The sequence below is a fragment of the Streptomyces roseolilacinus genome (assembly GCF_014649335.1).
Lineage (GTDB): Bacteria > Actinomycetota > Actinomycetes > Streptomycetales > Streptomycetaceae > Streptomyces > Streptomyces roseolilacinus.
This window is the reverse complement of sequence record NZ_BMSV01000012.1, coordinates 11139-33994: the sequence shown is the minus strand read 5'-3', so window position 1 is coordinate 33994 and position 22856 is coordinate 11139. Positions and strand designations below refer to the sequence as shown.

The following is a 22856-nucleotide window of genomic DNA, read 5'->3' as shown; positions in this document are numbered from 1 at the left end:
GCACCCCGCCAGGTCAATCAGGGAGACCGGCGGGGCACTTGAGGCATTAGGCGGCCAATCAGGCGCAATCCACCTCAGCCGACTCCGGCATTGAGGAAAATTCCCCCATCGATCACCAGGGTCTGTCCGGTGATCCAGTCCGATTGGTCGGATGTGAGAAAAGCGGCGGCGCCCCCGATATCCGCGGGCACGCCGAGCCTGCCGAGCGGATAGGCGGCGGTCACCTCCGCCTCGCGGCCCTCGTAGAGCGCCTCCGCGAATTTCGTCTTCACGACAGCCGGGGCGATCGCATTGACTCGGACAATCGGGGCGAATTCATGGGCGAGCTGCAGCGTGAGGTTGATCATCGCCGCCTTGCTCATCCCGTACGCCCCCACGAAGGGGGAGGCGGCGACGCCGGCGACCGACGCGATGTTCACGATCGCGCCGCCGTTCTCCTTCTGCCAGGCCTTCCAGGTCTGCTGGGCGAAGCCGAGCGCCGAGATGACGTTGGTCTCGTAGACCTTGCGGGCCACGTTGAGGTCGAGGTCGGCCATCGGGCCGAAGACGGGGTTCGTCCCGGCGTTGTTGACCAGGTAGTCCACGCGGCCGAAGGCCTCCATGGTCCGCTCGACGGCGATCGCCTGGTGGGCCTCGTCGTGGGCCTTGCCGGCGACGTGGACGGCGCGGTCGGAGCCGAGCCGTTCGACGGCCTCCTTGAGGGCCTCCTCGCCGCGCCCGGTGATGCAGACCCGGTCGCCGCGCGCGACGAGGGCCTCGGCGATGCCGTAGCCGATGCCCCGGCTGCCGCCGGTGACGAGGGCGACCCGGCCGGTCGGCTCGGGCAGTTCGCTGGCGTTCATGTCGTCGTCCACCCGCCGCTTCAGTTGAGGGGTCCGCCGGCCACGTACAGGACCTGGCCGGAGACGAAGCCGGCGTCGTCGCCCGTGAAGAAGGCGATCGCGTTCGCGACGTCCTCGGGGCGGCCCACGCGCTGGACGGGGATCTGGGTGGCGGCGGCGGCCTGGAACTCCTCGAAGCCCATGCCCACGCGCGCGGCGGTCTGCGCGGTCATCTCGGTGACGATGAAGCCGGGCGCGACGGCGTTGGCGGTGATGCCGAACTTGCCGAGCTCCTTGGCGAGGGTCTTGGTGAGGCCCTGGAGGCCGGCCTTGACGGCGGAGTAGTTGGCCTGGCCGCGGTTGCCGAGGGCGGAGGACGAGGAGAGGCTGACGATCCGGCCGAAGCCCGCGTCGACCATGTGCTTCTGGCACGCCTTGGCCATCAGGAACGCGCCCTTGAGGTGCACGTCCACCACCGTGTCCCAGTCGGACTCGGACATCTTGAACAGCAGGTTGTCGCGGAGCACGCCCGCGTTGTTGACGAGGATGGTGGGGGCGCCGAGCTCGTCGGCGACGCGGGCGACCGCGGCCTCCACCCGGGCGCCGTCGGAGACGTCGCAGCCGACGGCGAGGGCGGTGCCGCCGGCCGCGGTGATGGTGTCGACGGTGTCCTTGCAGGCGGCCTCGTCGAGGTCGAGCACGGCGACGGCGCGGCCCTGGGCCGCGAGCCGTACGGCGGTCGCCGCGCCGATGCCGCGCGCCCCTCCGGTCACGACGGCCACGCGCTGCTGGGTGGTGGACATGCTGGTTCTCCTCGCCCTTGAGTCCCTGGGGCCGCCCGCCCCGCTCCTGCCGGAGTGGTGAGCGACCGCTTAGTACCTTCAGCAGGACGAGACGCTAGAAGCCCTGGCACCCGGTGTCAACGGCCCACGGACGGGGTGCCGGGGATCACGTGGGGCGTCAGCGGACCAGCAGGTCCAACAGCCGTTCGACCTCCGCCTCCGGATCCGCGGTGAGTCCGGTGTGCACCGGGCCGGGCTGGACGACGGTGGAGCGGGGCGCGACCAGCCAGCGGAACCGCCGCCCCGCGTCCTCGCGGCGGGCCTGTCCGGCGTCGCCGCCGCCGCGGCAGATCCCCTCCACGGCGCGCAGCGCGGCCCGTACGCCGGTGACGTCGGCCTGCGGGTCGAGCGCCGCCAGCTTCCCCTCGTCCAGGTGGGTCCGCGCGGCCACGAAGGCCTCGGCGCGGCAGTAGACCACCACGCCCGCGTTGAAGCACTCCCCGCGGTCGACGCGCGGGACGACGCGCAGCAGGGCGTATTCGAAGACGTTCCGCTCGGTCACTCGCCGCCGTCCTTCTGCTTGCTCTGTACGGTCGTGCCGCTCCCGGCGGTGCGGGGCCGGGGGGCGAGGCGGTCGGCCAGCCAGCCGGGGGCCCGCGAGGGCCTGCGCTCGGTGCGCTCCCCCACGGTGACGCGCTCGTGGATGGTCGCGGCGCGCGGCAGCAGCACCTCGACGTAGGCGCGCCGCACGGCGTCGGGCGCGTCGAAGCCGGGCTCGTCGGCCAGCCACGCGTCGGGCACGTCGGCGGTCACCTCGGTCAGCAGCTCCTCGGTGACGAGCGGGGCCAGTTCGGCGGCGGCCGCGGCCACGTCGGGGCCGTACGTGGCCAGGACGTGGTCCGAGGCGTCGTACGGCTTGGCGGCGGAGGCCGGGGCGCCGGGCCAGTTGTGGTGCCAGATCATGGTGGCGCCGTGGTCGATCAGCCAGGGGTCGCCGTGCCAGACCAGCATGTTGGGGTTGCGCCAGGACCGGTCGACGTTGTTGATCAGCGCGTCGAACCAGACCACCCGGCCCGCCTCGACCGGGTCCATCTCGTAGGCGAGGGGGTCGAAGCCGAGGGAGCCCGGCAGGTAGTCCATGCCCAGGTTCAGCCCGCCGCTGGCCTTGAGCAGCTCCTGCACCTCCTGGTCCGGCTCGCCCAGGCCGATGACCGGGTCCAGCTGGATGGTGACGAGGTCGGGCACGCGCAGGCCGAGGCGGCGGCCCAGCTGACCGCAGATCACCTCGGCGACGAGCGTCTTGCGGCCCTGGCCGGCGCCGGTGAACTTCATGACGTACGTACCGAGATCGTCGGCCTCGACGATGCCGGGGAGCGAGCCGCCCTCACGCAGGGGTGTGACATAGCGGGTCGCCGTGACCTCTTTCAGCATTTTCCCAGGTCGCCCATCTCTTCAACCTCGCACTCCACGGCCGGATTCGCCGGGGGCGCCGCAGCGGTGGTCACCTGCCGGCGACCCGGGGGGCGGTCGGCATGCCGATCCCCTCGCTCCCCCGGTGGTGCGCCGACGGCGGCGCGCGCCTTGCTGCCGGCCTCCGACATGAAGGGGCATAGTAACCGAGGGTGATCACGGACGAGGAGCGCCCGAGCCGCCGCGCCGGGCCGCGCCGGGACCTTCGGCCTCCGGCGCGATCGGGGCGCGGGCGGGGCGCGGGCGGGGCGCCTCACCTGCGGTGGGGTGCCCGGCCTTCACGGTCGCGCAGGGTGTACCCGCCGTCGACGACCTTCGCGTCGGCGGCGGGTGCCATGCACGCGGTGAGGAGCGGCTCGCCCTTCCCGGTGGCCCCGGAGAGCCCGATGCGGGCCTCGCCCTTCTCCGGGACGAGGAAGCTCACGCCCATGCGGGTGTGCGGGTCCAGCAGGGTGAGCCAGGGATGGCCGGGGCTGGCGCGGACCAGGCGGCCGGTGACGGTGGCGGTGGGGCCGCCGGTGGTCAGGCAGTCGACCTCGAACTCGCCCCAGTAGAGCGTGCCGCCCTGGGAGTGCGAGATGCGGAAGGTGCCCCAGGAACGCCGCGGGACACTGCCCGCGGCGTACGTGGAACGGGCGTCGACGGACACCCGCACCTCCTCGTCCGCGACGGGGTAGTCCATGCGCGCGTCCCCCTTGAGCGAGGAGACGGTGACGGCCTCCCGCGCGCGGGGCGGGGCCGGGGCGGCCGCCGCGGCGGCGGTCTTCCGCACGGAGGGCGGAGAGGGGGCGGGCGCCGCGGCGGCGGCGGGCGCGGCGACGGCGGCCGCGACGGCGAGGAGGAGGGTGGCGCGCAGGGTCCTGTGCGGCATGTGGGGCTCCGATCGAGGGGGGCCGGGGTACCCGTCGATCGTCGTCGGCGCCGGCACCGGCCGGCATCGCTCGCGGGGAGGGCCTCCCTCCGCCGCGCGGTGGAGGCGGGGGGTGCCGGGGAACACCGCCGCCCGGCGGAGACGGGTGCGCCGGCCGGCGGAAGGGGGGCCGGCGCCGCCCGCCTCGCCCCCGCCGGTGACACGGCCTCGGGGAGGCGCCGTGCCCGGCCGCCGGCGCGGCGGTCGCGTTCCCCGCGGGCGCGGCCTCTCCCCCGGCGGGGAGGCCCGGGCCTGTCATGCTCCGCCCATGACTCCTCCGGCTCCCCCGCCCGCCGCCCCCTTCCCCGGCCCGTCGCCGGTAGCAGCCGGCTTCCCCCGTCTCTTCGCGCGCACCCGGCGGTTCTCGCTGGGCGTGCCGGGCCGGTTCACCGTCTCGCCGGACGGGGCGCGGGTGCTGTTCGTGCGGACCGGGTCGGGCACCGACCCGGTGGGGCGGCTGTGGCTGTTCGGGGACGGCGCGGAGCGGCTCCTCGCCGACCCGGCCGCGCTGGGCGGTCCGGGCGACGACGGACTGCCGGAGGAGGAGAGGGTCCGGCGCGAACGGGCCCGCGTCACGTCCTCGGGGATCACGGGGTACGCGACGGACCGGGCGGTCCGGCTGGCGGTGTTCACGCTCGGCGGCGCCCTGTGGGCGGTGCGGACGGACGGCGGGGCGCCGTGGCGCGTGCCGACGGCCGGCCCGGCCGTGGACCCGCGGCCCTCCCCGGACGGCTCCCTCGTCGCGTACGTGACCGGCGGCGCCCTGCGCGTGGTCGGGACGGACGGGGCGGACGACCGGCCGCTGGCCGTGCCCGAGGCGCCGGACGTGGTGTACGGCCTGGCGGAGCACGCGGCGGCCGAGTCGATGGGCCGGCACCGCGGGTACTGGTGGTCGCCGGACGGGGACGCCCTCCTGGTCGCCCGCGTCGACCAGGCGCCCGTGGCCCGCTGGTACCTGGCCGACCCGGCGGACCCGGCCCGGCCGCCGCGCGTCCTGCGCTACCCGGTGGCGGGCACCGCGAACGCCGGGGTGACCGTCCACGTCGTGGCCCTCGACGGCCGGCGCACACCGGTGCGCACGCCGGCCGGGGCGGACGCCGAACGGCACCCGGAGGGCGCCTGGACGGACCGGCGCTTCGAGTACGTGACGGCGGCCGGCTGGGACGCGCACGGCCCGTACGTCCAGGTCCAGACCCGGGACCAGCGCACGGCCGCGGTGTTCGCCGTCGACCCGGCGACGGGCGCCGTACGCCCCCTGCACACGGCGCACGACGAGGCGTGGGTGGCCCTCGTCCCCGGGACGCCGCTGCGCACGGCCTCGGGCGCGGTGGTCGTGGCGGACGTCCGGGACGGGGTGCGCGCGGTGCGCGTCGGCGAGGCGGTCTCGCCGCCCGGCCTCCAGGTCCGGGAGGTGCTGGGCGCCGTCGGGGAGCGCGTCCACGTCACCGGCGGCGAGGATCCGACGGAGACCCACGTGTGGGTGTACGAGCCGGAGGGCGGCGCCCCGGGCGGCCCGGGGGCGTTTCGCCGGGTGAGCCGGGAGCCGGGGGTGCACACGGCCGCGGTCGGCGGGGACACGGTCGTGCTGGAGGGCCTGACCTTCCGGGGCCGCTCGGTGACGGTCCTGCGCGGCGGGGAGCCCGCGGGCCGGATCGCGGTCCTGGCCGAGTCCCCCGGGGTCCGGCCCCGCGCCGTCCCGCTGTCGCTGGGCGAGCGGGAGGTGCGCGCGCACCTGCACCTGCCGTCCTGGTACGACCCGGCGTCCCGGACGCGGCTGCCGGTGCTGCTCAGCCCGTACGGCGGGCCGGGGCTGCAGCTGGCGGTGCGGGCGTACGGCTGGTGGAGCGCCGTCGCCCAGTGGTTCGCCGAGCAGGGGTTCGCCGTGCTGCTCGCCGACGGGCGCGGCACGCCGGGGCGCGGCCGGGACTGGGAGGTCGCGGTGCGCGGCGACCGGCTGGGGCCCGCCCTGGAGGACCAGGTGGACGCGCTGCACGCGGCGGCGCGGCGGTACCCGGCCCTGGACCTGGGGCGGGTGGCGATACGGGGCTGGTCGTACGGCGGGTACCTGGCGATCGGGGCCGTCCTGCGCCGCCCCGACGTGTTCCACGCCGCGGTCGCGGGCGCCGCGCCCACGGACCGGCGGCTGTACGACACGCACTGGGAGGAGCGGTTCCTGGGCCACCCGGACGTGGAGCCGGAGAACTACACGCGGTCGTCGCTGCTGGGGCAGGCGCACCGGCTGGCCCGGCCCCTGATGCTGGTCCACGGGCTGGCGGACGACAACGTGGTGGCGGCCCACACCCTGCGGCTGTCCGCGGCGCTGCTCGCCGCGGGGAGGCCCCACACGGTGCTGCCGCTGCCGGGGGCGACGCACCTGGTCACGCGGGAGGAGGTGGCGGGCGGTCGACTGCGGCTGGAGGCGGAGTTCCTGAAGAGGGCGCTGCGGGGGTGAACGGCCCGCCGCCCCGGCCCGTACCCGCGGAAGGACGGACCCCGGGACGCGCGCCCCGGTGGACGCGGCCGGGTCGCCCACCGCGGAGGGGGCTCCGTCCTGCTCGGGTGACGTCCCCTCCGCGGGTACGGGGTCTCAGCCCTCGACGGCGGCGCCGGCCTCCCGCAGGGCCTCCACCGCCGCCCTGATGGACGGGCGCCGGTCCGCGTCCGTGCGCCACACGGCGTAGATGTGCCGGCGCATCTGCTGGCGTACGGGGACGAGGACGACGCCCTCGGGCACGGGTCCGCGGCCCAGCCGGGGCGTGACGCACACCCCGAGGCCGGCCTGGATCAGCGCCAGCTGCGTGTGGTGCTCGCCGGCCAGGTGGGTGATGCGCGGCTCGATGCCCTTGGAGCGCAGGGTGAACACGAGCCAGTCGTGGCAGAACTCGCCCTCCGGCCAGGAGACCCAGTCGTCGTCGGCGAGGTCCTCCAGGTCGACCTCCGTGCGCCCGGCGAGGGGGTGGCCGGCGGGCACGGCCACGTCGGCCGCGTCGTCCAGGAGGGCGGCCTGGGCGAGCCCGCCGGGCACGGGGAGGCGCTTGTTGCTCCAGTCCAGCACCACGGCGAGGTCCACGTCCCCCCTCAGGACGTGGCGGATGCCATGCTCGGGCTCCAGCTCGCTGCTGCGTACGCGCAGCTCGGGGTGGCCGGCCCGCAGCGTGGTGATGGCGCGGGGGAACAGGCCGCGTGCGGCGGTCGGGAACCCGGCCAGCCGCACCTCCCCCACCACCCGGCCGCGCTGGGCCTCGATGTCCGCCTGGGCGAGCGCCACCTGCGACAGGATGCGCGCCGCGTGGCCGGCGAGCAGCTGCCCGGCGTCGGTGAGGCGTACGCCCCGGCCGTTCTTCGCCACCAGCTGCTGGCCGACCTCGCGCTCCAGCTTGGCCAGCTGCTGCGAGACGGCCGAGGTCGTGACGTGCAGCCCTTCGGCGGCGCCGCTGACCGAGCCGTGCCGGGCGAGGGCGTCGAGGATGCGCAGGCGCTCCAGGTTCAACATGTAAGCAATGCTAATCGGATTATCAAAGAAAATCTCACTTGTTCTAAGAAGTCATGGGGTACAGGCTGGCCGCCATGAGCACCGCGACCCCGTCCCGCGCCCCTTCGCCGCCCTCCCCCGCCCCGGCGTCCGCCCCGGCCGGCGCCGCCACCCGCGCGCCGCGTGTCGGCTGGAGGGTGCGCTTCGCGGTGCTGGCCGTCGTGTGGGGCTTCAGCTTCCTGCTGATCAAGGTGGGCACGTCGGCGTACGCGCCGTTCCAGGTGACGTTCGGGCGGCTGCTGTTCGGCACGCTGGTGCTCGCCGCCGCCATGGCCGTCCGGCGGACGGGCCTGCCGCGCGGCGCCCGCACGTGGGCGCACCTGACGGTGGCGGCGTTCTTCCTCAACGCCCTGCCGTTCTCGCTGTTCGCCTTCGCGGAGCTGACGATCCCATCGACCCTGGCGGGCATCTGCAACGCCACCTCGCCGCTGTGGGGCATGGTCCTGTCGCTGGTCGCCCTCTCCGAGGACCGCCCGACGCGCCGCCGGGTCGCCGGTCTCGGCCTCGGTTTCCTCGGCGTCCTCACGGTGCTCGGCGCCTGGCAGGGCTTCTCCGGCGTGGACGGCGCGGGCACCGCCATGGCGCTGCTCGCCTCGCTGAGCTACCCGGTCGGCTGGATCTACGTGCGGCGCACGCTGGCCGGCCGCAGCGAGTCGCACCTGTCGCTGACCGGCGCGCAGCTGATGCTCGCGACGGCGCAACTGGCCGTCGTGACGCCGCTGTTCACCAGCATGCCGACGGCGTTCCCGCTGGTGCCGCTGCTGGCGGTGGTCGCGCTCGGCGCGCTGGGCACGGGCTTCGCGATGCTCGTCCAGTACGGGATCGTCTCCGAGGTCGGCCCGACCACGGGCCAGATGGTCACGTACTTCATCCCGGTCATCGCCACGGCCGCCGGGGTGACGCTGCTGGACGAGCCGCTCACCTGGAACACCCCGGTCGGCGCGCTCGTCGTGCTGGCGGGCGCGGCCCTCACGCAGAGCCGTGCCGGCGCCGCTCCCCGCACCCCCCGGCCCAGGCGGCGCGGGGAGCGGCGGCCGGCTCAGCGGTAGGAGCGCACCGGCCCCGGCGCCGTCGCCGCGGCCACGGCCTCGGCGAGGGGCCGGATGTCGGCGCCCGTCAGGTCGGACACGGTCAGCCGGATCCCGGGCGGCGACGCCAGCCGGAACCGCGCGCCCGGCGAGACCGCCCACCCGGCCTGCAGCAGCCGCGTCACCACGCCGGTCTCGTCGGCCACCGGCACCCAGACGTTCATCCCGCTGCGCCCGTGCGCCTCGACGCCGTGCTCCGCCAGCGCCCGGACCAGGGCGTCGCGCCGCTCCCCGTACGAGCGCGCCACGGCCTCCCGGTCGACGGCGCCGGTCTCCCAGAGGTGGACGACGGCGCGCTGGAGGAGCCCGCTCACCCAGCCGGGGCCCAGCCGCTGCCGGCCGAGGACCCGGTCGACGGTGACCTCGTCGCCGGTGAACGCGGCGACCCGCACGTCGGGCCCGTACGCCTTGGCGACCGACCGGACGAACGCCCACCGGTCGGTGACCCCGCCCAGCGGGTGGAGCGGCGCGTCGACGAAGCCGTGCCCGTGGTCGTCCTCGACGAGCAGCACGTCCCGGTGGCGGCCCAGCACCTCCCGGAGCCGTACGGCCCGTTCGGCGCCCACCGCGGCGCCGGTCGGGTTCTGCGCCCGGTCGGTCACGACGACCGCCCGCGCCCCGTCGTCCCGCAGCGCCCGCTCCACGTCGTCCGGCAGCGGCCCCTCGTCGTCGACCCCGACGGGGACGACCCGCAGTCCCAGCGCCGGCACGAGGTCGAACACGCTGCCCCAACCCGGGTCCTCGACCGCCACCGCGTCGCCGGGCCGCAGGTGCGCGGCAAGGACCCGCTCGATGGCGTCCAGCGCTCCGCTGGTCACGCCCACGGGCCCGGCCGGCACTCCGTCGGCGTCCAGCGCGGCGCGCGCGAGCCGGGCGAAGTCCGCGTCCACGGGCGGCTCCCCGTACATCACGTGCCGCGCGTCCTCGCGGCGCGCGGCGGCGGCCAGCGCCGGCCCGAGCGGCGGCAGCAGGGACGGGTCGGGGTTGCCCTTGCCCAGGTTCCGCACGCCCTCGGGCGCCTCGATCCGCACGGCGTCCCGCACGGTGGTGACCGGGCGGGGTCGCACCCGGCTCCCCCGCCGGCCGGCGGTCTCGATGACGCCCCGCTCGCGCAGGGTCCGGTACGCGGCCGCGACGGTGTTCGGATTGACCCCCAGCTCCACCGCCAGCTCCCGCATCGGCGGGAGGGGTTGGCCGGGTGGAAGGTCACCCGCGCCGACCCCGCGCTCGACGCTGGCCGCGATCTCCGATGCGCGGCGCCCACTGATCCGATACTCTCCTAGCACAAAGATAATTATGCACTAGTGCAATGGAGGCCGCAATGTCGGAGACCGCCACGTCCGCAGGCCCGGCGCCGGAGGCCCCCGGCGCGTACGGGCCGACGGACCTCACCGTCCCCACCCGCGGCCGCCCGAAGGCGTCGTACGACCGGGCGCTGGTCCACTCGATACTCGACGAGGCGTACGTCTGCCACCTGGGCTTCGTCCGCGACGGCCGCCCCGTCGTGCTGCCCACGCTGTACGGGCGCGTCGGCGAGCGCCTGTACGTCCACGGCTCGACGGGCTCGCGGCCCCTGCGCATGGCGGGCGGCGGCCCCGCGGCCGACCCGGGCCTGCCCGTGTGCCTGACGGTGACGCACGTCGACGGCCTGGTGCTGGCCCGCTCGGCGTTCCACCACTCGGTCAACTACCGGTCGGTCGTGGTGCACGGAACCGCCCGCCAGATCACGGACCCGGACGAGAAGCTGGCCGCGCTGGACGCCCTGGTCGACCACGTCGTGCCCGGCCGGTCGGCGGACTCGCGGCCCGCCGACGCCAAGGAGCTGGCCGCGACCGCCGTCCTCGCCCTCGACCTGGCGGAGGTGTCCGCGAAGGTCCGCACCGGCGGCGTCAACGAGGACCCCGACGACCTGCGGCTCCCCCACTGGGCCGGGGTGATCCCGCTGGTCACGCGGTACGGCACGGCGATCCCCGACAAGGACCTGGACCCGTCGGTCGCCCTGCCCGGTTACCTCGCCGCGCTCTGACCCCTCCGCCCACGGGGCGCGCGGGGCACGGTGAGGCCGAGTCGTGGGAGCCGCCCGTGCCCCGCCCCGGAAGCACGCGGCCACCGGCACGGCCGCTCGCGTACGCGCCCCCGCGCGGTGGCCCGGCCGGTGCCGCTACGCGGTGGCCCGGTCGACGGGCGAGCGCTCGCCGTCCACCGCGGGGCCGGAACCCGCCACGGGCTTCGAGGGGGCCCTGGGCGTGGACGACTGGGCGATGAAGGCGCCCACGAGGACGAGGGCGCCGCCCACGACCTGCGGCGCCGACAGGTGCTCGCCGAGCAGCACCCACGCGAGGACGGTCGCGATGACCGCCTCCAGGCAGGCCACGACCCCGGCGACCTGCGGGGAGAGCCGGCGCACGGAGACGACGCCGGTGACGTACGCGAGCACGGTCGCGACGAACACGATCCAGCCGAGCAACAGCCAGGCGGGCGCGGCCGTGCCGCCCAGGTCGGCGGTGCCGGCGAGGACGCCCCAGTCCATGCCCCAGGGGCGGGCCACGGCGGTGAGGACGGCGGCGCCGACCAGCAGCCCGTACGCGATGACGCCGAGCGGGTCGACGGGCCGGGCCTCGTCGCCGCCCTGGTCGGACAGGACGAAGTAGCCGACCTGGCAGCAGGCGGCGCCGAGCGCGAGGGCGAGCCCGAGCACGTCGAAGCCGAGCCCGGACCACACCTCGACCACGCAGGCGAGGCCGGTGACGGCGAGGACGACGCCGAGGGCGGCGGCCCGGGTCACCGGGCGGCGCTGCACGTACCGGACCCAGCCGAGGACGAGCGCGGGCGCGAGGTACTCGATGAGCAGGGCGACACCGACGGGGATGCGGGACAGGGCGGCGAAGTAGAACGCCTGGACGCCCGCGACGGCGAGGAGGCCGAAGCCCGCGAGGAGGGCCGGTTCGCGGCGCAGCAGGTCGCGGTGGCGCCAGGCGACGGGCAGCATGACGAGCGCGGCGCCCGTGACCCGTAGCCACACCACGTGCAGCGGGTCGAGCCCCGCCTCGATGAGCGGCTTGGCCGCGACACCTGATCCACCGAACGCGAACGCCGAGGCCAGGGCGAGTCCCAGGCCGGCGCTCCTCACCTGAGACGCGTGCATCGCCCCATGATGACAGGACCGTGTCAGGAGCGTAAAGGCGGTCACGCCTGTTGGGACGGATGCTCGATCCGGGCGGTCAGCCGGGCCCGGTCGACGCCCGCGCGGGCCAGCACCTGTACGGCACGGCAGTCGGGGACGGCGGTGAGTCCGGCGAGCAGGTCGCGCGGGTGCGCCCGCGGTTCGCCCCGCGTCCGCGCCCGGGCGAGGGCCGCCCCCAGCGCGGCGACCGCGGCGGGCGACCAGCCGGGCGGGTCGGCCGGCGCGGGCGGCGGGAGCGGGGCGGGCCGTGCCGGACCGGGGTCGAGGACCACGGCGCCGGAGTCCTCGACGGTGCCGTGCCAGCGCAGGCCGTAGCCGATGCTGCGCTGGACGAGGTAGGCGAGGACGCGGGCGGCCCGCGGTCCGCCGAGGGCGGCGCGGACGTCCGGGTCGGACTCGACGAGCGAGTGGAGGAGGTGGGCGGTGTCGATCTGCCGGTCACCGTCCCGCGCCGCCCTGCGCCGCGCGCCGGCGACGACGGCGGCCAGTTCGGCGGTGAGCCGGTCCTCCGGCCCGGGGCGGTGCCCGGGGGGCTGGGAGGGGAAACGCGAGGTGGAGCTCTGCACCCACCCACCTCATCAGGTGGGAGCCCTTCGGGGCATCCCCGTGAGGAAGCATGTCGCGTCCCACACAGGGTGGGGATCGGGCTCCTCCCCCTCGTCCTCAGGGAGGAGATCGGAGAAGTGGCCCCCGGGGGCGCGCGCCGCCTTGATCCACGCCCGGCGGGCGGTCCGGGCCGCGGCGGCTCGTCCGGCCTGCGGACCGCCCGCCCCACGGACGCCCCGGCTCGCGGCCGATGCGGCCCGCGGAGGCCCCTCCCCCGTACGTGTTCCGCCCCGTCCGCGCCGCTCGCCGCGGACGGACGGCGGCACACCGACCGGGGGTGTGTGCCGGGAGTACGCGCCGGGAGCGTACGCCGGGCGGTACGTTCCGGGCGACCCTCCCGCGCCCCCTCGGGGCCCGCCCGCGGAGGGCGGCGGGCCCCGACGCCCTCGGCCGCGCGGGCCTCAGTCCTCGTCGGCCAGGATGAGGTAGAGCTTCTTGCGGGCGTCGTTGATGACGCCGAGGGCCTTCTGCCGCTGTCCGGCCGAGCCCGTCTTCCACACCTGGCCGAACGCCTCCAGCAGCCCAAAGCCGGCCTGCCGGATCTCGTTCATGGCCTCCCAGTCGATGCCCTTGCCGGCCTCCTCCCAGGGGGCCTCGGGAGCGGACTCGGCCTCCTCGCGCCCGCTGTCGGTGAGCGCGAAGAGCTTCTTGCCGCCTTCGCTGCGGCTCTCGATCAGCCCCTCGTCCTCCAGCAGCTGGAGGGTGGGGTAGACGGAGCCGGGGCTCGGCTTCCAGGCGCCGCCGCTGCGCTCGGCGATCTCCCGGATCATCTCGTAGCCGTGCATGGGGCGGTCCTTCAGGAGCGCCAGGATCGAGGCCCGGACGTCCCCGCGCCGGGCCCTGCCGCCGCCGCGCCCCCGCCCGCCGAACGGCCCGCCGAACCCGGGGCCGCCGAAGCCCGGACCGAAGGGCCCGAAGGCGGCGCGCCGCCCCTCGAACTCCCCGTGGCCGTGCCGGCCGGGGCCGCAGTAGCCGTGTCCCCGGCCCTGCTCGTGCTCGTGTCCCTGTGAACGCATCACTGCACCCCTTCTATCGTTGATCCATCACGATGCTTCAACGATATATCGGAAGAAGTCGTTCGGCAATGCTCCCGGACGGATCTCCGGTGACCTGCGCAGGAAGTCCTGGCCGATCGCCGGGGAAGGCCGGTCACAGCCGGTTCGGGCCGGCGAAGGCCGGCCGCTCGGCCGTCCGTGCCGGACGAGGGCGACCGTCGTGGGGCTGTCGCCCCGCCGGGCCGGCCCGTCGAGCCGTTCGTCGGCGGCGTGTCGTTCCGCCGGGCGGGACCATCGACGAGCCGGCTGCCGGCGCTCCCCCGAGCGCCGGGCCCGCCCCGTCTTCCGGAGGGACGCCCGCGCCGTTCAGCCGGCGGCGGAACACCGGCCTAACCGGGCTGGACGATCACTACAGTCCGGCCCCATGACGACGATCACGACACGTACGGTCGAGTACCCGGCCGACGGCCTGACGATGGTCGGGCACCTCGCGCTCCCCGCCGGTGCCGACCGCCGGCCCGCGGTGCTGCTCGGACCGGAGGGCATGGGGCTCAGCGACGTCGAGCGCCGCCGGGCCGACGCTCTCGCCGAGCGGGGATACGTGGCGCTGGCCTTCGACCTTCACGGCGGGCGCTATCTGGGTGACCCCGAGGAGATGCTGGCCCGTTGCCTGCCACTGCTCGCCGATCCCGACCGGATGCGGCGCATCGGCCACGCGGCGCTCGACGTGCTCCGCGCCGAGCCGCGGACCGACCCCGACCGGATCGCCGCCGTCGGCTACGGCACCGGGGGCGCCGTCGCGCTGGAGCTCGGGCGCGACGGCGTCGACCTGCGCGCGATCGGGACGGTCAACGCGCTGACCACGGGCCGGCCGGGCGAGGCGGCGCGCATCCGCTGCCCGGTGTGGGCGGGAGTGGGGTCGGAGGACCCGATCATGCCGCCCGCGCAGCGGAACGCGTTCACCGCCGAGATGCAGGCAGCGGGCGTCGACTGGCGCCTCGCGGTCTACGGCGGCGCCCTGCACGCCTTCCACCACCCGCCGGTCGACCACCCCACCGTCCCCGGCGTCGGCTACCACCCGCGGCACGCGCAGCGCGCCTGGCGCGACGTCGTCGACCTGCTCGCCGAGTGCCTGCCCGTGACGGACGCCCCGGGGGCATGACCCGGGCGACCGGGCCGGCGCCAGGACCGGTCGGCGTCGCGCACGGACGGCCTCCCGCCCCACACCCCTACCGGGTGCGCATCCCCGCCAGACCCAAGCGATCGACGTACGAGCGTGCCGCTGACGGAAAAGGGCAGCTCGAAGGCCGCGAGGGCAGGCCCTTCGAACACACCGGCGGGTGCCCCGCCGCATCCCCCGCCCACCTGCACGCCGAAGGGCCGACCCGCGGTGGCACGAACGGGCGTCGACCGTCCCCCGGTGGCGGTCGGTCGACGACCACTGCCGCAGGTCATTCAGGTCCAGATCCCGCGCATTGGCCTTGGCCCGCGGCTTCGGCGGCCGTCTACGGTCGTGCCCATGCGGATTCGTATCGTCGACGCCTTCACCGACCGCCCCTTCTCCGGCAACCCGGCGGGCGTCCTGCTCCTCGACGCCTTCCCCGACGACCACTGGCTCCAGGAGGTCGCCGCGGAGGTCAACCTCTCCGAGACCGCCTTCGCGCACCCCCTCCCGCCCGGCGGCGACGCCGACTGGGCGCTGCGCTGGTTCACCCCGGCCGCCGAGGTCGACATGTGCGGGCACGCCACGCTGGCCACCGCCCACGTGCTGCACACCACCGGCCGGGCCACCGGCACGGTGCGCTTCGCCGCGCGCTGCGGCGTCCTCACCACGACGGTCGCCGCGGACGGCACGATCACGATGGACTTCCCCACCTCCACGCTCACCCCGACCGAGCCGCCGGCGGGCCTCGCCGACGCGCTCGGCGCGGAGGTCGTCTCGGTCCACGACACGGCCGCCCACATCGGGGACCTGCTGGTCGAGCTGCGGGACGAGGAGGCCGTGCGCGCCCTGGCACCGGACCTCCCGGCACTGGCCGGGCTGTCCGACCGGGGCGTCATCGTCACCGCCGCGGCCACGGACCCGGAGTGCGGCCACGACTTCGTGTCGCGCTGCTTCTTCCCGCGCCTGGGCATCGACGAGGACCCGGTCACGGGCAGCGCGCACACGGCGCTGGCCCCCTTCTGGTCGGCCCGCCTCGGCCGCGCCGAGCTGACCGGGCTGCAGGGCGGCGGCCGCACCGGGGTCGTCCGCACCGCGCTGCGCGGCGAGCGGACCCTGCTGACCGGTCAGGCGGTCACCGTCATCGAGGGCGACCTGCGCGTCTGAGGGCCGGCGGGCCGCACGGCGCCCGCCCCCGCGCGCCCCGGCCCCACGGCGCGGCCCCGCCCGGGATCACGCCGTGGGCAGCCACCCCACCCTGCCGGCGAGCAGCGCGTACCCGACGAAGGCCACCACGTCGAGCAGCGCGTGCGCCACGACCAGCGGCCCGACCCGCCCCCACCGCCGGTACAGCAGGACGAAGACGACGCCCATGACCAGGTTGCCGACGAACCCGCCGATGCCCTGGTACAGGTGGTACGAGCCGCGCAGCACCGAGCTGGCCGCGAGCGCCGCCGTCGGCGACCAGCCGAGCTGGTCGAGCCTGCGCAGCAGGTAGCCGACGACGATGACCTCCTCCACGACGGAGTTCTGGATCGCCGACAGGATCAGCACCGGGTGCTTCCACCACTCCCCCGGCAGCGACTCGGGCACCACCGTGAGGTTCATCCCGGCCGACCGCGCCACCAGGTAGAACGCCAGCCCGGCGCTGCCGATCACCGCCGCGACCAGCACTCCGCGCCCCAGGTCGGGCCAGGGCCTGCGGCGGTCGAAGCCGATCGCGCGCAGCCCGGCGCCCTCGCGCAGCAGCAGGTGCGCGACGAGGACGACCGGCACGAGCGCGGTGGCGAGGGAGAACAGCTGCCAGGCGAGGTCGAGCCACGGACGGCCCGGCGCGTACGAGCCGTTGAGCGTCGCCGCCTGGTCCTTCAGACCGCCCGGCTTCGTCAGCGACCCCACGAAGCTGATCAGGGACGAGACCGCGCTCGCGCCGAGTGACAGGGCCAGCACGATCAGCGTCTCGGACCGCAGGGTCCTGTGCCGCTCCCGTGCCGCCGGCGGCACGGCCGCGCCGGCCGTCCGCTCCTGTGCACCTGTCCGCACGCGCGCCTCCCCTCGTGGATCCCGCGCCGTCCAGCTTGCCCGACGGCCGCGCGGCGCGCGCGGAGGGGTCCCCCGCGAAGCCCCGGCGCCCCTCAGCCGGTCCGCTGCGGGTACGTTCCAGGGGAGCGCACGGGCCAGGTGTGGACCGGCTCGCCGGCCAGCGCCAGCTCGCGGTAGCGGCGCGCGGTGGCGGCCAGCGCCGCCTCCCGGTCGAGACCGGCCTCCTGGGCCAGGCGGAACGTTTCGACCTGCCACGAGGCGCCGTTGAAGCGCCGGCGGCAGCGCTCCTCGACGATGCCGAGGTAGCGGTCGCGGTCGGCGGGCTCGATGCCCCACGCGTCCAGCCCGGCGGCGGCGAGCGGCAGCAGCTCGTCCCGTACGAGCTTCACCGCGGGAACGGCGGCGGTGCCCCCGCGCCCGGGCCGGGGCCAGCGCAGCTCGGCGTCGATGCCGTGCCGGCAGGCGGCGTCGAAGTTGTCGGACGCCTCCGCGAAGGACATCCGCTTCCACACCGGCCGGGGGTCCTCGGCGAGGGAGCGCACGAGGCCGTAGTAGAAGGCGGCGTTGGCGACGACGTCGTCGACGGTGGGTCCGGCGGGCAGGACCCGGTTCTCGACGCGCAGGTGCGGGACGCCGTCCACCACGCCGTACACGGGCCGGTTCCAGCGGTACACGGTGCCGTTGTGGAGGACGAGCTCCTGCAGGGACGGCACGCCGCCGTCGCCGAGGACGCGCAGCGGGTCCTCGTCGTCGCAGAGCGGCAGCAGCGCGGGGAAGTAGCGGAGGTTCTCCTCGAACAGCTCGTACGCGGAGTCCACCCACCGCTCGCCGAACCAGGTGCGCGGCCGTACGCCCTGGGCCTGGAGCTCGGGCGGGCGGGTGTCCGTGGCCTGCTGGAACAGCGGCGGCCGGGTCTCGCGCCACAGTTCCCGGCCGAAGAGGAACGGCGAGTTGGCACCGGTCGCGATCTGCACGGCGGCGACCGCCTGCGCCGCGTTCCACACGTCGGCGAAGCGTGCCGGGGTGACCTGGAGGTGGAGCTGCACGGAGGTGCAGGCGGCCTCCGGGGTGATGGAGGCGGCCGTGCAGCCGAGGCGCTCCACGCCGTCGATCTCCAGCGTGAAGTCCTCGCCGCGGGCGGCGACGATCTGGTCGTTGAGGAGCATGTAGCGGTCGACGTCCGAGAGGTGGACGAGGTCCACGTCGTGGCGGGTGAGCGTGGGCAGGATGCCGATCATCATGACGCCGGCGCCCAGTTCCTCCGCCTTGCGGTGGGCGTATCCGAGACCCGTGCGCAGTTCCTCGGCGAGCTGTGAGAAAACATGCCCGGCGAGCCGGTGCGGAGCCACGTTCACTTCCAGGTTGAACATTCCGAGTTCCGTCTGGAAATCACTGCTGGCGATGCGCTCCAGTACCTGCGCGTTCATCATCCGGGGAAGCCCGTCGGCGCCCACGAGATTCAGCTCTATCTCAAGCCCCATCAGATTCCTGGGACGGTCGAAGCGCCCCTCCGCGAGCAGCCGCTCCAGTGCCTCCAGGCAGTCGCGGAGTTTCCTGCGGTACCTCTGCCGATCGGCCGGTCCGAACCCGGCTGCCACGACCTTCTCCCCCATCGAAGCGTCCCTCCTCGAGTGGGCGGCAGGTGGCACCGCCGCTCGGTCAGGGACGATGATGCCCCGCCCCGCCGATCCGTAACGCCCCCGCGGCGAGGGCTTTGCCACTAGGCTGGCCCGATCGGGCGCCCGGCACATTCCGGGGGCATGGCGTGGCTAGCAGATCCCGCCGGACGACGTGGTGGGAAAAGCCGACGAGATTCGGCCGTCCATGCGGTGGGCGACATTGCAGGCAGTGGCTTCGGCGCCGGGGATGATTCAGCGGAAATTACCACTTCCCCGAGACGCGTTGCGGCCTTGACGGGATTATCGGGAACGGTTAGCGGAAACACGGCGTGAACATTTGTCGTATAAACTCCGCCCACGAGGCTGAGACCCCGGCGCCCCGGCATGGCGTCCCGGCGCCCACGGCCCCGTCGCTGACAGCGCCGTCCGCACCCACGCACGCTCCCCCCTGTCTCTTGAGTGAGAGGCGACCCACCATGCCGCTCCACGTCTCCCAGGCGCCCGCGCCTGCTCTGCACAGCGTCCTCGCGGCCCTCGGCTCCCCCGCCCTCCGCGAGGCCAGCACTCCCGCACTGCGCTCCGCCGAGGGACCCCTCAGCGCGGAACTGCCGCTGCCCCTCCACGTCCTCGGCGTCACCGCGCCGGCGGACGGGCCCGCGGGCGCGCCCGCCACCCGGCTCGCGGGGTGGCGCTTCCTGATCCGCGGCGGGGAGGTGACCCTGGCGGCCGCGGACACCCTGCGCACGGCGGGCGGCTGGACCTTCTCGCACTTCTTCGAGGGCCCCTACCTCACCTCCACGGAACGGGCGCTGCGCCAGGCCGAGGCGTCGGGGTCGCCGTGGCAGCCGCGCCTGCTGTCGGTGCCCGAGCTGTACATGCTGACGCTGTGGCTGCACGGCGACCCGGACGCCGACCCCGCTTTGGGCGCGCCCGACCCGGCGGACGTACTGATCCCGCTGGCCCCCGCGCCGCCCGGGATCGCCGCGCACCGCCCGCACCGCGTCGCGGACCTGCTGCCGCGGCTCGCCGTACGGCTCGCGCCGCCGCCGCTGCTCGGCTCGACGGCCTGACGCCGCGTCACACACCGCGCGCGACGGTGCCCCGCGCCCCTCGGGGAGCGGGGCACCGTCGCGCGCGCCTCCTGGCCCACCCGGACTAGTCCACCGTGACCACACCGAACCACCCGAAGGGACAGGGGGGTTGTGTTGAACCATCCGTGCGGGTGATACGTCCTTTCCCAGTAGGAAGCGCTGCCGCGAAATCCCTGCGGAAACAGGCCCGTGGGGCAACACTGGGAACGGACCGATCGAAAGACGGGGGGCGGCCATGGACACCGCGTCGAGCCGCAGAGCAGACTCCACACCGCAGCGAAAGAACCCAGCCATGTGCCAGCACCAGCCACCCTGCCCGACCGCCGACTCACCCGACCGGGAGGCCGCCCGTGTCGTGGCGCACCACCCGGAGCAGGGCTGGAGCCTGCTGTGCAACGGCGTCCTGCTCTTCGAGGACACGGGCGAGCTGCTGCCGGACGGGCAGGTCATCGCCCCGCACCGGCCCCTGACGGCGGCGCGGATCGCGAGGGCCGCCTGACCGGAGCCGGCGCGGGGCGGCCGTACGGACGGGCGGCACGGCGCGACGTCGAGGGGCCGGTGCGGAGGCGACCGCCTCCGCACCGGCCCCGACGTCTACCGCGTCCGCCGCACCTCTCAGGCGTCGTACTCGTCCAGCGGCGGGCAGGAGCACACCAGGTTGCGGTCGCCGAAGGCGCCGTCGATCCGGCGCACCGGCGGCCAGTACTTGTCCGCGGCCGAGACGCCCGCCGGGAAGACGGCCACCTCGCGGCTGTAGGCGTGGTCCCACTCGCCGCCGAGCGCGGCCGCCGTGTGCGGGGCGTTGCGCAGCGGGTTGTCGTCGGCCGGCCACTCGCCGGACGCGACCTTCTCGATCTCGGCGCGGATCGCGATCATCGTGTCGCAGAACCGGTCGAGCTCCGTCAGGTCCTCGCTCTCGGTCGGCTCGATCATCAGCGTGCCGGCGACCGGGAAGGACATGGTCGGCGCGTGGAAGCCGTAGTCGATCAGACGCTTGGCGATGTCGTCGACGCTGACGCCGGTCGCCTTCGACAGCGGCCGCAGGTCGATGATGCACTCGTGCGCGACGAGGCCGCCCGGACCGGTGTACAGCACCGGGAAGTGCGGCTCCAGGCGCTTGGCCACGTAGTTCGCCGCGAGGACGGCGACCTGGGTGGCGCGCTTGAGGCCCTCGCCGCCCATGAGCCGTACGTACGCCCAGGAGATCGGCAGGATGCCGGCCGAGCCCCACGGCGCCGCCGAGATCGGGCCGACGCCGGTCTCCGGGCCGGCGGCCGGCTGGAGCGGGTGGTTGGGCAGGTACGGGGCGAGGTGGGAGCGGACCGCGACCGGGCCGACGCCGGGGCCGCCGCCGCCGTGCGGGATGCAGAACGTCTTGTGCAGGTTCAGGTGCGACACGTCGCCGCCGAACTCGCCGGGCTTCGCCAGGCCGACGAGCGCGTTGAGGTTGGCGCCGTCGACGTACACCTGACCGCCGGCCTCGTGGACCTGGGCGCAGATGTCGGCGACGTGCTCCTCGAAGACGCCGTGCGTCGACGGGTACGTGATCATCAGCACGGCGAGCTCGTCGCGGTACTGCTCGATCTTGGCGCGCAGGTCCGCGACGTCGATCTCGCCGTCGTCGGCGGTCTTGACGACGACGACCTTCATGCCGGCCATGACGGCGGACGCGGCGTTGGTGCCGTGCGCGGAGGACGGGATGAGGCACACCGTGCGCTGGGTGTCGCCGTTGGCGCGGTGGTAGGCGCGGACGGCGAGGAGGCCCGCGAGCTCGCCCTGCGAGCCGGCGTTCGGCTGGAGGGACACCTTGTCGTAGCCGGTGACCTCGGCGAGGCGGTCCTCCAGCTCGTGGATGAGCGTGAGGTAGCCCTCGGCCTGCTCCGCCGGGGCGAAGGGGTGCATCTGGCCGAACTCGGGCCAGGTGACCGGCTCCATCTCGGTGGTCGCGTTCAGCTTCATCGTGCAGGAGCCGAGCGGGATCATGCCGCGGTCCAGCGCGTAGTCGCGGTCGGCGAGCTTGCGCAGGTAGCGCAGCATCGCGGTCTCGGAACGGTGCGCGTGGAAGACCGGGTGGGTCAGGTACGCGTCGGTGCGCAGCAGCGACTCGGGCAGCGCGTCGGCGGTCTCGGCGTCCAGCGCCTCGACGTCGCCGCTCACGCCGAAGGCGGCCCACACGGCGGCGAGCTGGGCGCGGCCGGTGGTCTCGTCGCAGGCGACGGAGACGTGGTCGGCGTCGACCAGGCGGATGTTGACGCCGCCCTCGCGGGCTCCGGCGACGACCTCCGCGGCCTTGCCGGGCACTCGCGCGGTGACGGTGTCGAAGAAGTCGCCGTGGACGACCTCGACGCCCCCGGCGCGCAGGCCGGCCGCGAGGATCGCCGCGTACCGGTGGGTGCGCCGGGCGATCTCCTTCAGGCCCTCGGGGCCGTGGTAGACGGCGTACATGCCGGCCATGACGGCGAGGAGCACCTGGGCGGTGCAGATGTTGCTGGTGGCCTTCTCGCGGCGGATGTGCTGCTCGCGGGTCTGGAGCGCGAGGCGGTACGCCTTGTTGCCGTCCGCGTCGACGGAGACCCCGACGAGGCGGCCGGGCAGGCTGCGGGCGAAGGTGTCGCGGACGGCCATGTAACCGGCGTGCGGGCCGCCGAAGCCCATCGGGACGCCGAACCGCTGGGTGGTGCCGACGGCGATGTCGGCGCCCAGCTCCCCGGGCGGGGTGAGCAGGGTCAGCGCCAGCAGGTCGGCGGCGACGGTGACGACGGCGCCCAGCCCGTGCGCGGCGTCGACGAGCGGCTTGAGGTCGCGGACGGCGCCGGAGGCCCCCGGGTACTGGAGCAGGACGCCGAAGACGCCGCGCTCGGCGACCTCGGCGGGGATGCCGTCGCTCAGGTCGGCGACGACGACCTCGACGCCGGTCGGCTCGGCGCGGGTCTCGATGACGGCGATCGTCTGCGGCAGGGCGTCGGCGTCGACCAGGAAGACGCCGTTCTTGACCTTGCCGACGCGCCGGGCCAGGGACATGGCCTCGGCGGCGGCGGTGCCCTCGTCGAGGAGGGACGCGCCGGAGGTGGGCAGGCCGGTCAGGTCGGCGACGACGGTCTGGAAGTTGAGCAGCGCCTCCAGGCGGCCCTGGGAGATCTCCGGCTGGTACGGCGTGTACGCCGTGTACCAGGCCGGGTTCTCCATGACGTTGCGGAGGATGACCGGCGGCGTGAACGTGCCGTGGTAGCCGAGGCCGATCATCGGGGCCAGGACCTGGTTGCGGTCCGCGAGGGAGCGCAGCTCGGCGAGGACCTCGGCCTCGGTGCGGGCCTCGGGCAGGCCCAGCGCCTCGGCGCTCTTGATCACGTCCGGCACCGCGGCCGCCGTGAGCTCGTCGAGCGAGCCGTAGCCGACCTGCGCGAGCATCTTGGCGCGCGCCTCGGCGTCGGGGCCGATGTGGCGCTGCTCGAAGGGGGTGCCTCGCTCGAGCTGGGAGAGCGGGATGCGGTTGGCGGTCATGTACGGGGGCCTCCTGGTCGTAGCGACCTGCGAGGGGCACCTCGGCGCGGGT

Annotated in this window: 20 protein-coding genes; 7 read left to right on the top strand and 13 right to left on the bottom strand. The window is 75.2% G+C overall.

Annotation, left to right across the window (positions count from 1 at the left end; translation table 11 throughout):
• Positions 1-74 precede the first annotated feature (74 nt).
• The 5 genes from IE106_RS25295 to IE106_RS25275 form a co-directional block, all read right to left on the bottom strand.
• Positions 75-842, bottom strand: coding sequence for an SDR family oxidoreductase (locus IE106_RS25295; RefSeq protein WP_189537692.1), 768 nt, complete (start codon positions 840-842; stop codon positions 75-77).
• A 20-nt stretch (positions 843-862) separates the two neighbouring features.
• Positions 863-1624 (bottom strand): 3-oxoacyl-ACP reductase FabG, encoded by a 762-nt coding sequence (gene fabG, locus IE106_RS25290; RefSeq protein ID WP_189537524.1) that lies wholly within the window; start codon positions 1622-1624, stop codon positions 863-865.
• 157 nt (positions 1625-1781) lie between these two features.
• Entirely contained in the window at positions 1782-2165 is a 384-nt protein-coding gene (locus tag IE106_RS25285; protein WP_189537523.1) for a DUF3037 domain-containing protein, read from the bottom strand.
• Entirely contained in the window at positions 2162-3034 is an 873-nt protein-coding gene (locus IE106_RS25280; protein ID WP_189537522.1) for a HipA family kinase, read from the bottom strand. The genes IE106_RS25285 and IE106_RS25280 overlap by 4 nt, the downstream gene beginning before the upstream one ends.
• Before the next feature lie 292 nt (positions 3035-3326).
• A complete protein-coding gene (locus tag IE106_RS25275) occupies positions 3327-3944 on the bottom strand; it encodes a hypothetical protein (protein WP_189537521.1) in 618 nt (205 codons plus the stop codon).
• Positions 3945-4251: 307 nt separating this feature from the next.
• On the opposite strand from IE106_RS25275, the gene IE106_RS25270 reads away from it, so the two are divergent.
• Positions 4252-6435: a S9 family peptidase gene (locus tag IE106_RS25270; protein ID WP_189537520.1), complete on the top strand. Its 2184-nt coding sequence runs from the start codon at positions 4252-4254 to the stop codon at positions 6433-6435.
• A gap of 135 nt (positions 6436-6570) precedes the next feature.
• Here the strand turns inward: IE106_RS25270 and IE106_RS25265 are convergent, their stop codons facing one another.
• Positions 6571-7476, bottom strand: a complete 906-nt coding sequence (locus tag IE106_RS25265; RefSeq protein WP_189537519.1) for a LysR family transcriptional regulator — start codon at positions 7474-7476, stop codon at positions 6571-6573.
• Positions 7477-7550: 74 nt separating this feature from the next.
• Between IE106_RS25265 and IE106_RS25260 the strand changes: the two genes are divergently transcribed.
• Complete coding sequence (locus tag IE106_RS25260) at positions 7551-8564, top strand: DMT family transporter (RefSeq protein WP_189537518.1); 1014 nt, start codon at positions 7551-7553, stop codon at positions 8562-8564.
• Here the strand turns inward: IE106_RS25260 and IE106_RS25255 are convergent.
• Complete coding sequence (locus IE106_RS25255; protein WP_189537517.1) at positions 8555-9889, bottom strand: aminotransferase class I/II-fold pyridoxal phosphate-dependent enzyme; 1335 nt, start codon at positions 9887-9889, stop codon at positions 8555-8557. The two genes, IE106_RS25260 and IE106_RS25255, sit on opposite strands and share 10 nt — an antisense overlap.
• A gap of 35 nt (positions 9890-9924) precedes the next feature.
• Here IE106_RS25255 and IE106_RS25250 point away from each other — a divergent pair, with 35 nt between their 5' ends.
• Positions 9925-10629: a pyridoxamine 5'-phosphate oxidase family protein gene (locus tag IE106_RS25250; protein ID WP_229840762.1), complete on the top strand. Its 705-nt coding sequence runs from the start codon at positions 9925-9927 to the stop codon at positions 10627-10629.
• A gap of 135 nt (positions 10630-10764) precedes the next feature.
• Here IE106_RS25250 and IE106_RS25245 read toward each other — a convergent pair whose 3' ends face one another.
• The 3 genes from IE106_RS25245 to IE106_RS25235 form a co-directional block, all read right to left on the bottom strand.
• On the bottom strand, positions 10765-11748 hold the full coding sequence (locus IE106_RS25245; RefSeq protein WP_189537515.1) for an EamA family transporter: 984 nt from the start codon (positions 11746-11748) through the stop codon (positions 10765-10767).
• Between the two features lie 41 nt (positions 11749-11789).
• Positions 11790-12353, bottom strand: a complete 564-nt coding sequence (locus tag IE106_RS25240) for a Clp protease N-terminal domain-containing protein (RefSeq protein WP_189537514.1) — start codon at positions 12351-12353, stop codon at positions 11790-11792.
• 441 nt (positions 12354-12794) lie between these two features.
• On the bottom strand, positions 12795-13409 hold the full coding sequence (locus IE106_RS25235; RefSeq protein ID WP_189537513.1) for a PadR family transcriptional regulator: 615 nt from the start codon (positions 13407-13409) through the stop codon (positions 12795-12797).
• A gap of 403 nt (positions 13410-13812) precedes the next feature.
• Between IE106_RS25235 and IE106_RS25230 the strand changes: the two genes are divergently transcribed.
• Positions 13813-14550 (top strand): dienelactone hydrolase family protein, encoded by a 738-nt coding sequence (locus IE106_RS25230; protein ID WP_189537512.1) that lies wholly within the window; start codon positions 13813-13815, stop codon positions 14548-14550.
• A gap of 357 nt (positions 14551-14907) precedes the next feature.
• Positions 14908-15717, top strand: a complete 810-nt coding sequence (locus IE106_RS25225; RefSeq protein ID WP_189537511.1) for a PhzF family phenazine biosynthesis protein — start codon at positions 14908-14910, stop codon at positions 15715-15717.
• Positions 15718-15783: 66 nt separating this feature from the next.
• Here IE106_RS25225 and IE106_RS25220 read toward each other — a convergent pair whose 3' ends face one another.
• Complete coding sequence (locus IE106_RS25220) at positions 15784-16554, bottom strand: CPBP family intramembrane glutamic endopeptidase (RefSeq protein ID WP_189537691.1); 771 nt, start codon at positions 16552-16554, stop codon at positions 15784-15786.
• 131 nt (positions 16555-16685) lie between these two features.
• Positions 16686-18206: a glutamate-cysteine ligase family protein gene (locus IE106_RS25215; protein ID WP_189537510.1), complete on the bottom strand. Its 1521-nt coding sequence runs from the start codon at positions 18204-18206 to the stop codon at positions 16686-16688.
• A gap of 482 nt (positions 18207-18688) precedes the next feature.
• On the opposite strand from IE106_RS25215, the gene IE106_RS25210 reads away from it, so the two are divergent.
• A complete protein-coding gene (locus IE106_RS25210) occupies positions 18689-19282 on the top strand; it encodes a hypothetical protein (RefSeq protein ID WP_189537509.1) in 594 nt (197 codons plus the stop codon).
• Positions 19283-19595: 313 nt separating this feature from the next.
• Complete coding sequence (locus IE106_RS25205; RefSeq protein ID WP_308427902.1) at positions 19596-19802, top strand: DUF5999 family protein; 207 nt, start codon at positions 19596-19598, stop codon at positions 19800-19802.
• A gap of 116 nt (positions 19803-19918) precedes the next feature.
• Here IE106_RS25205 and gcvP read toward each other — a convergent pair whose 3' ends face one another.
• Entirely contained in the window at positions 19919-22804 is a 2886-nt protein-coding gene (gcvP, locus tag IE106_RS25200; RefSeq protein WP_189537507.1) for an aminomethyl-transferring glycine dehydrogenase, read from the bottom strand.
• Positions 22805-22856 lie beyond the last annotated feature (52 nt).

What these genes read in the sequence shown, in the direction of transcription:
- IE106_RS25295 (WP_189537692.1), bottom strand. Translation starts at nt 842, where the DNA reads ATGAACGCCAGCGAACTGCCCGAGCCGACCGGCCGGGTCGCCCTCGTC.
- fabG (WP_189537524.1), bottom strand. Translation starts at nt 1,624, where the DNA reads ATGTCCACCACCCAGCAGCGCGTGGCCGTCGTGACCGGAGGGGCGCGC.
- IE106_RS25280 (WP_189537522.1), bottom strand. Translation starts at nt 3,034, where the DNA reads ATGCTGAAAGAGGTCACGGCGACCCGCTATGTCACACCCCTGCGTGAG.
- IE106_RS25275 (WP_189537521.1), bottom strand. Translation starts at nt 3,944, where the DNA reads ATGCCGCACAGGACCCTGCGCGCCACCCTCCTCCTCGCCGTCGCGGCC.
- IE106_RS25270 (WP_189537520.1), top strand. Translation starts at nt 4,252, where the DNA reads ATGACTCCTCCGGCTCCCCCGCCCGCCGCCCCCTTCCCCGGCCCGTCG.
- IE106_RS25265 (WP_189537519.1), bottom strand. Translation starts at nt 7,476, where the DNA reads ATGTTGAACCTGGAGCGCCTGCGCATCCTCGACGCCCTCGCCCGGCAC.
- IE106_RS25260 (WP_189537518.1), top strand. Translation starts at nt 7,551, where the DNA reads ATGAGCACCGCGACCCCGTCCCGCGCCCCTTCGCCGCCCTCCCCCGCC.
- IE106_RS25250 (WP_229840762.1), top strand. Translation starts at nt 9,925, where the DNA reads ATGTCGGAGACCGCCACGTCCGCAGGCCCGGCGCCGGAGGCCCCCGGC.
- IE106_RS25245 (WP_189537515.1), bottom strand. Translation starts at nt 11,748, where the DNA reads ATGCACGCGTCTCAGGTGAGGAGCGCCGGCCTGGGACTCGCCCTGGCC.
- IE106_RS25235 (WP_189537513.1), bottom strand. Translation starts at nt 13,409, where the DNA reads ATGCGTTCACAGGGACACGAGCACGAGCAGGGCCGGGGACACGGCTAC.
- IE106_RS25230 (WP_189537512.1), top strand. Translation starts at nt 13,813, where the DNA reads ATGACGACGATCACGACACGTACGGTCGAGTACCCGGCCGACGGCCTG.
- IE106_RS25225 (WP_189537511.1), top strand. Translation starts at nt 14,908, where the DNA reads ATGCGGATTCGTATCGTCGACGCCTTCACCGACCGCCCCTTCTCCGGC.
- IE106_RS25215 (WP_189537510.1), bottom strand. Translation starts at nt 18,206, where the DNA reads ATGGGGGAGAAGGTCGTGGCAGCCGGGTTCGGACCGGCCGATCGGCAG.
- IE106_RS25210 (WP_189537509.1), top strand. Translation starts at nt 18,689, where the DNA reads ATGCCGCTCCACGTCTCCCAGGCGCCCGCGCCTGCTCTGCACAGCGTC.
- IE106_RS25205 (WP_308427902.1), top strand. Translation starts at nt 19,596, where the DNA reads ATGTGCCAGCACCAGCCACCCTGCCCGACCGCCGACTCACCCGACCGG.
- gcvP (WP_189537507.1), bottom strand. Translation starts at nt 22,804, where the DNA reads ATGACCGCCAACCGCATCCCGCTCTCCCAGCTCGAGCGAGGCACCCCC.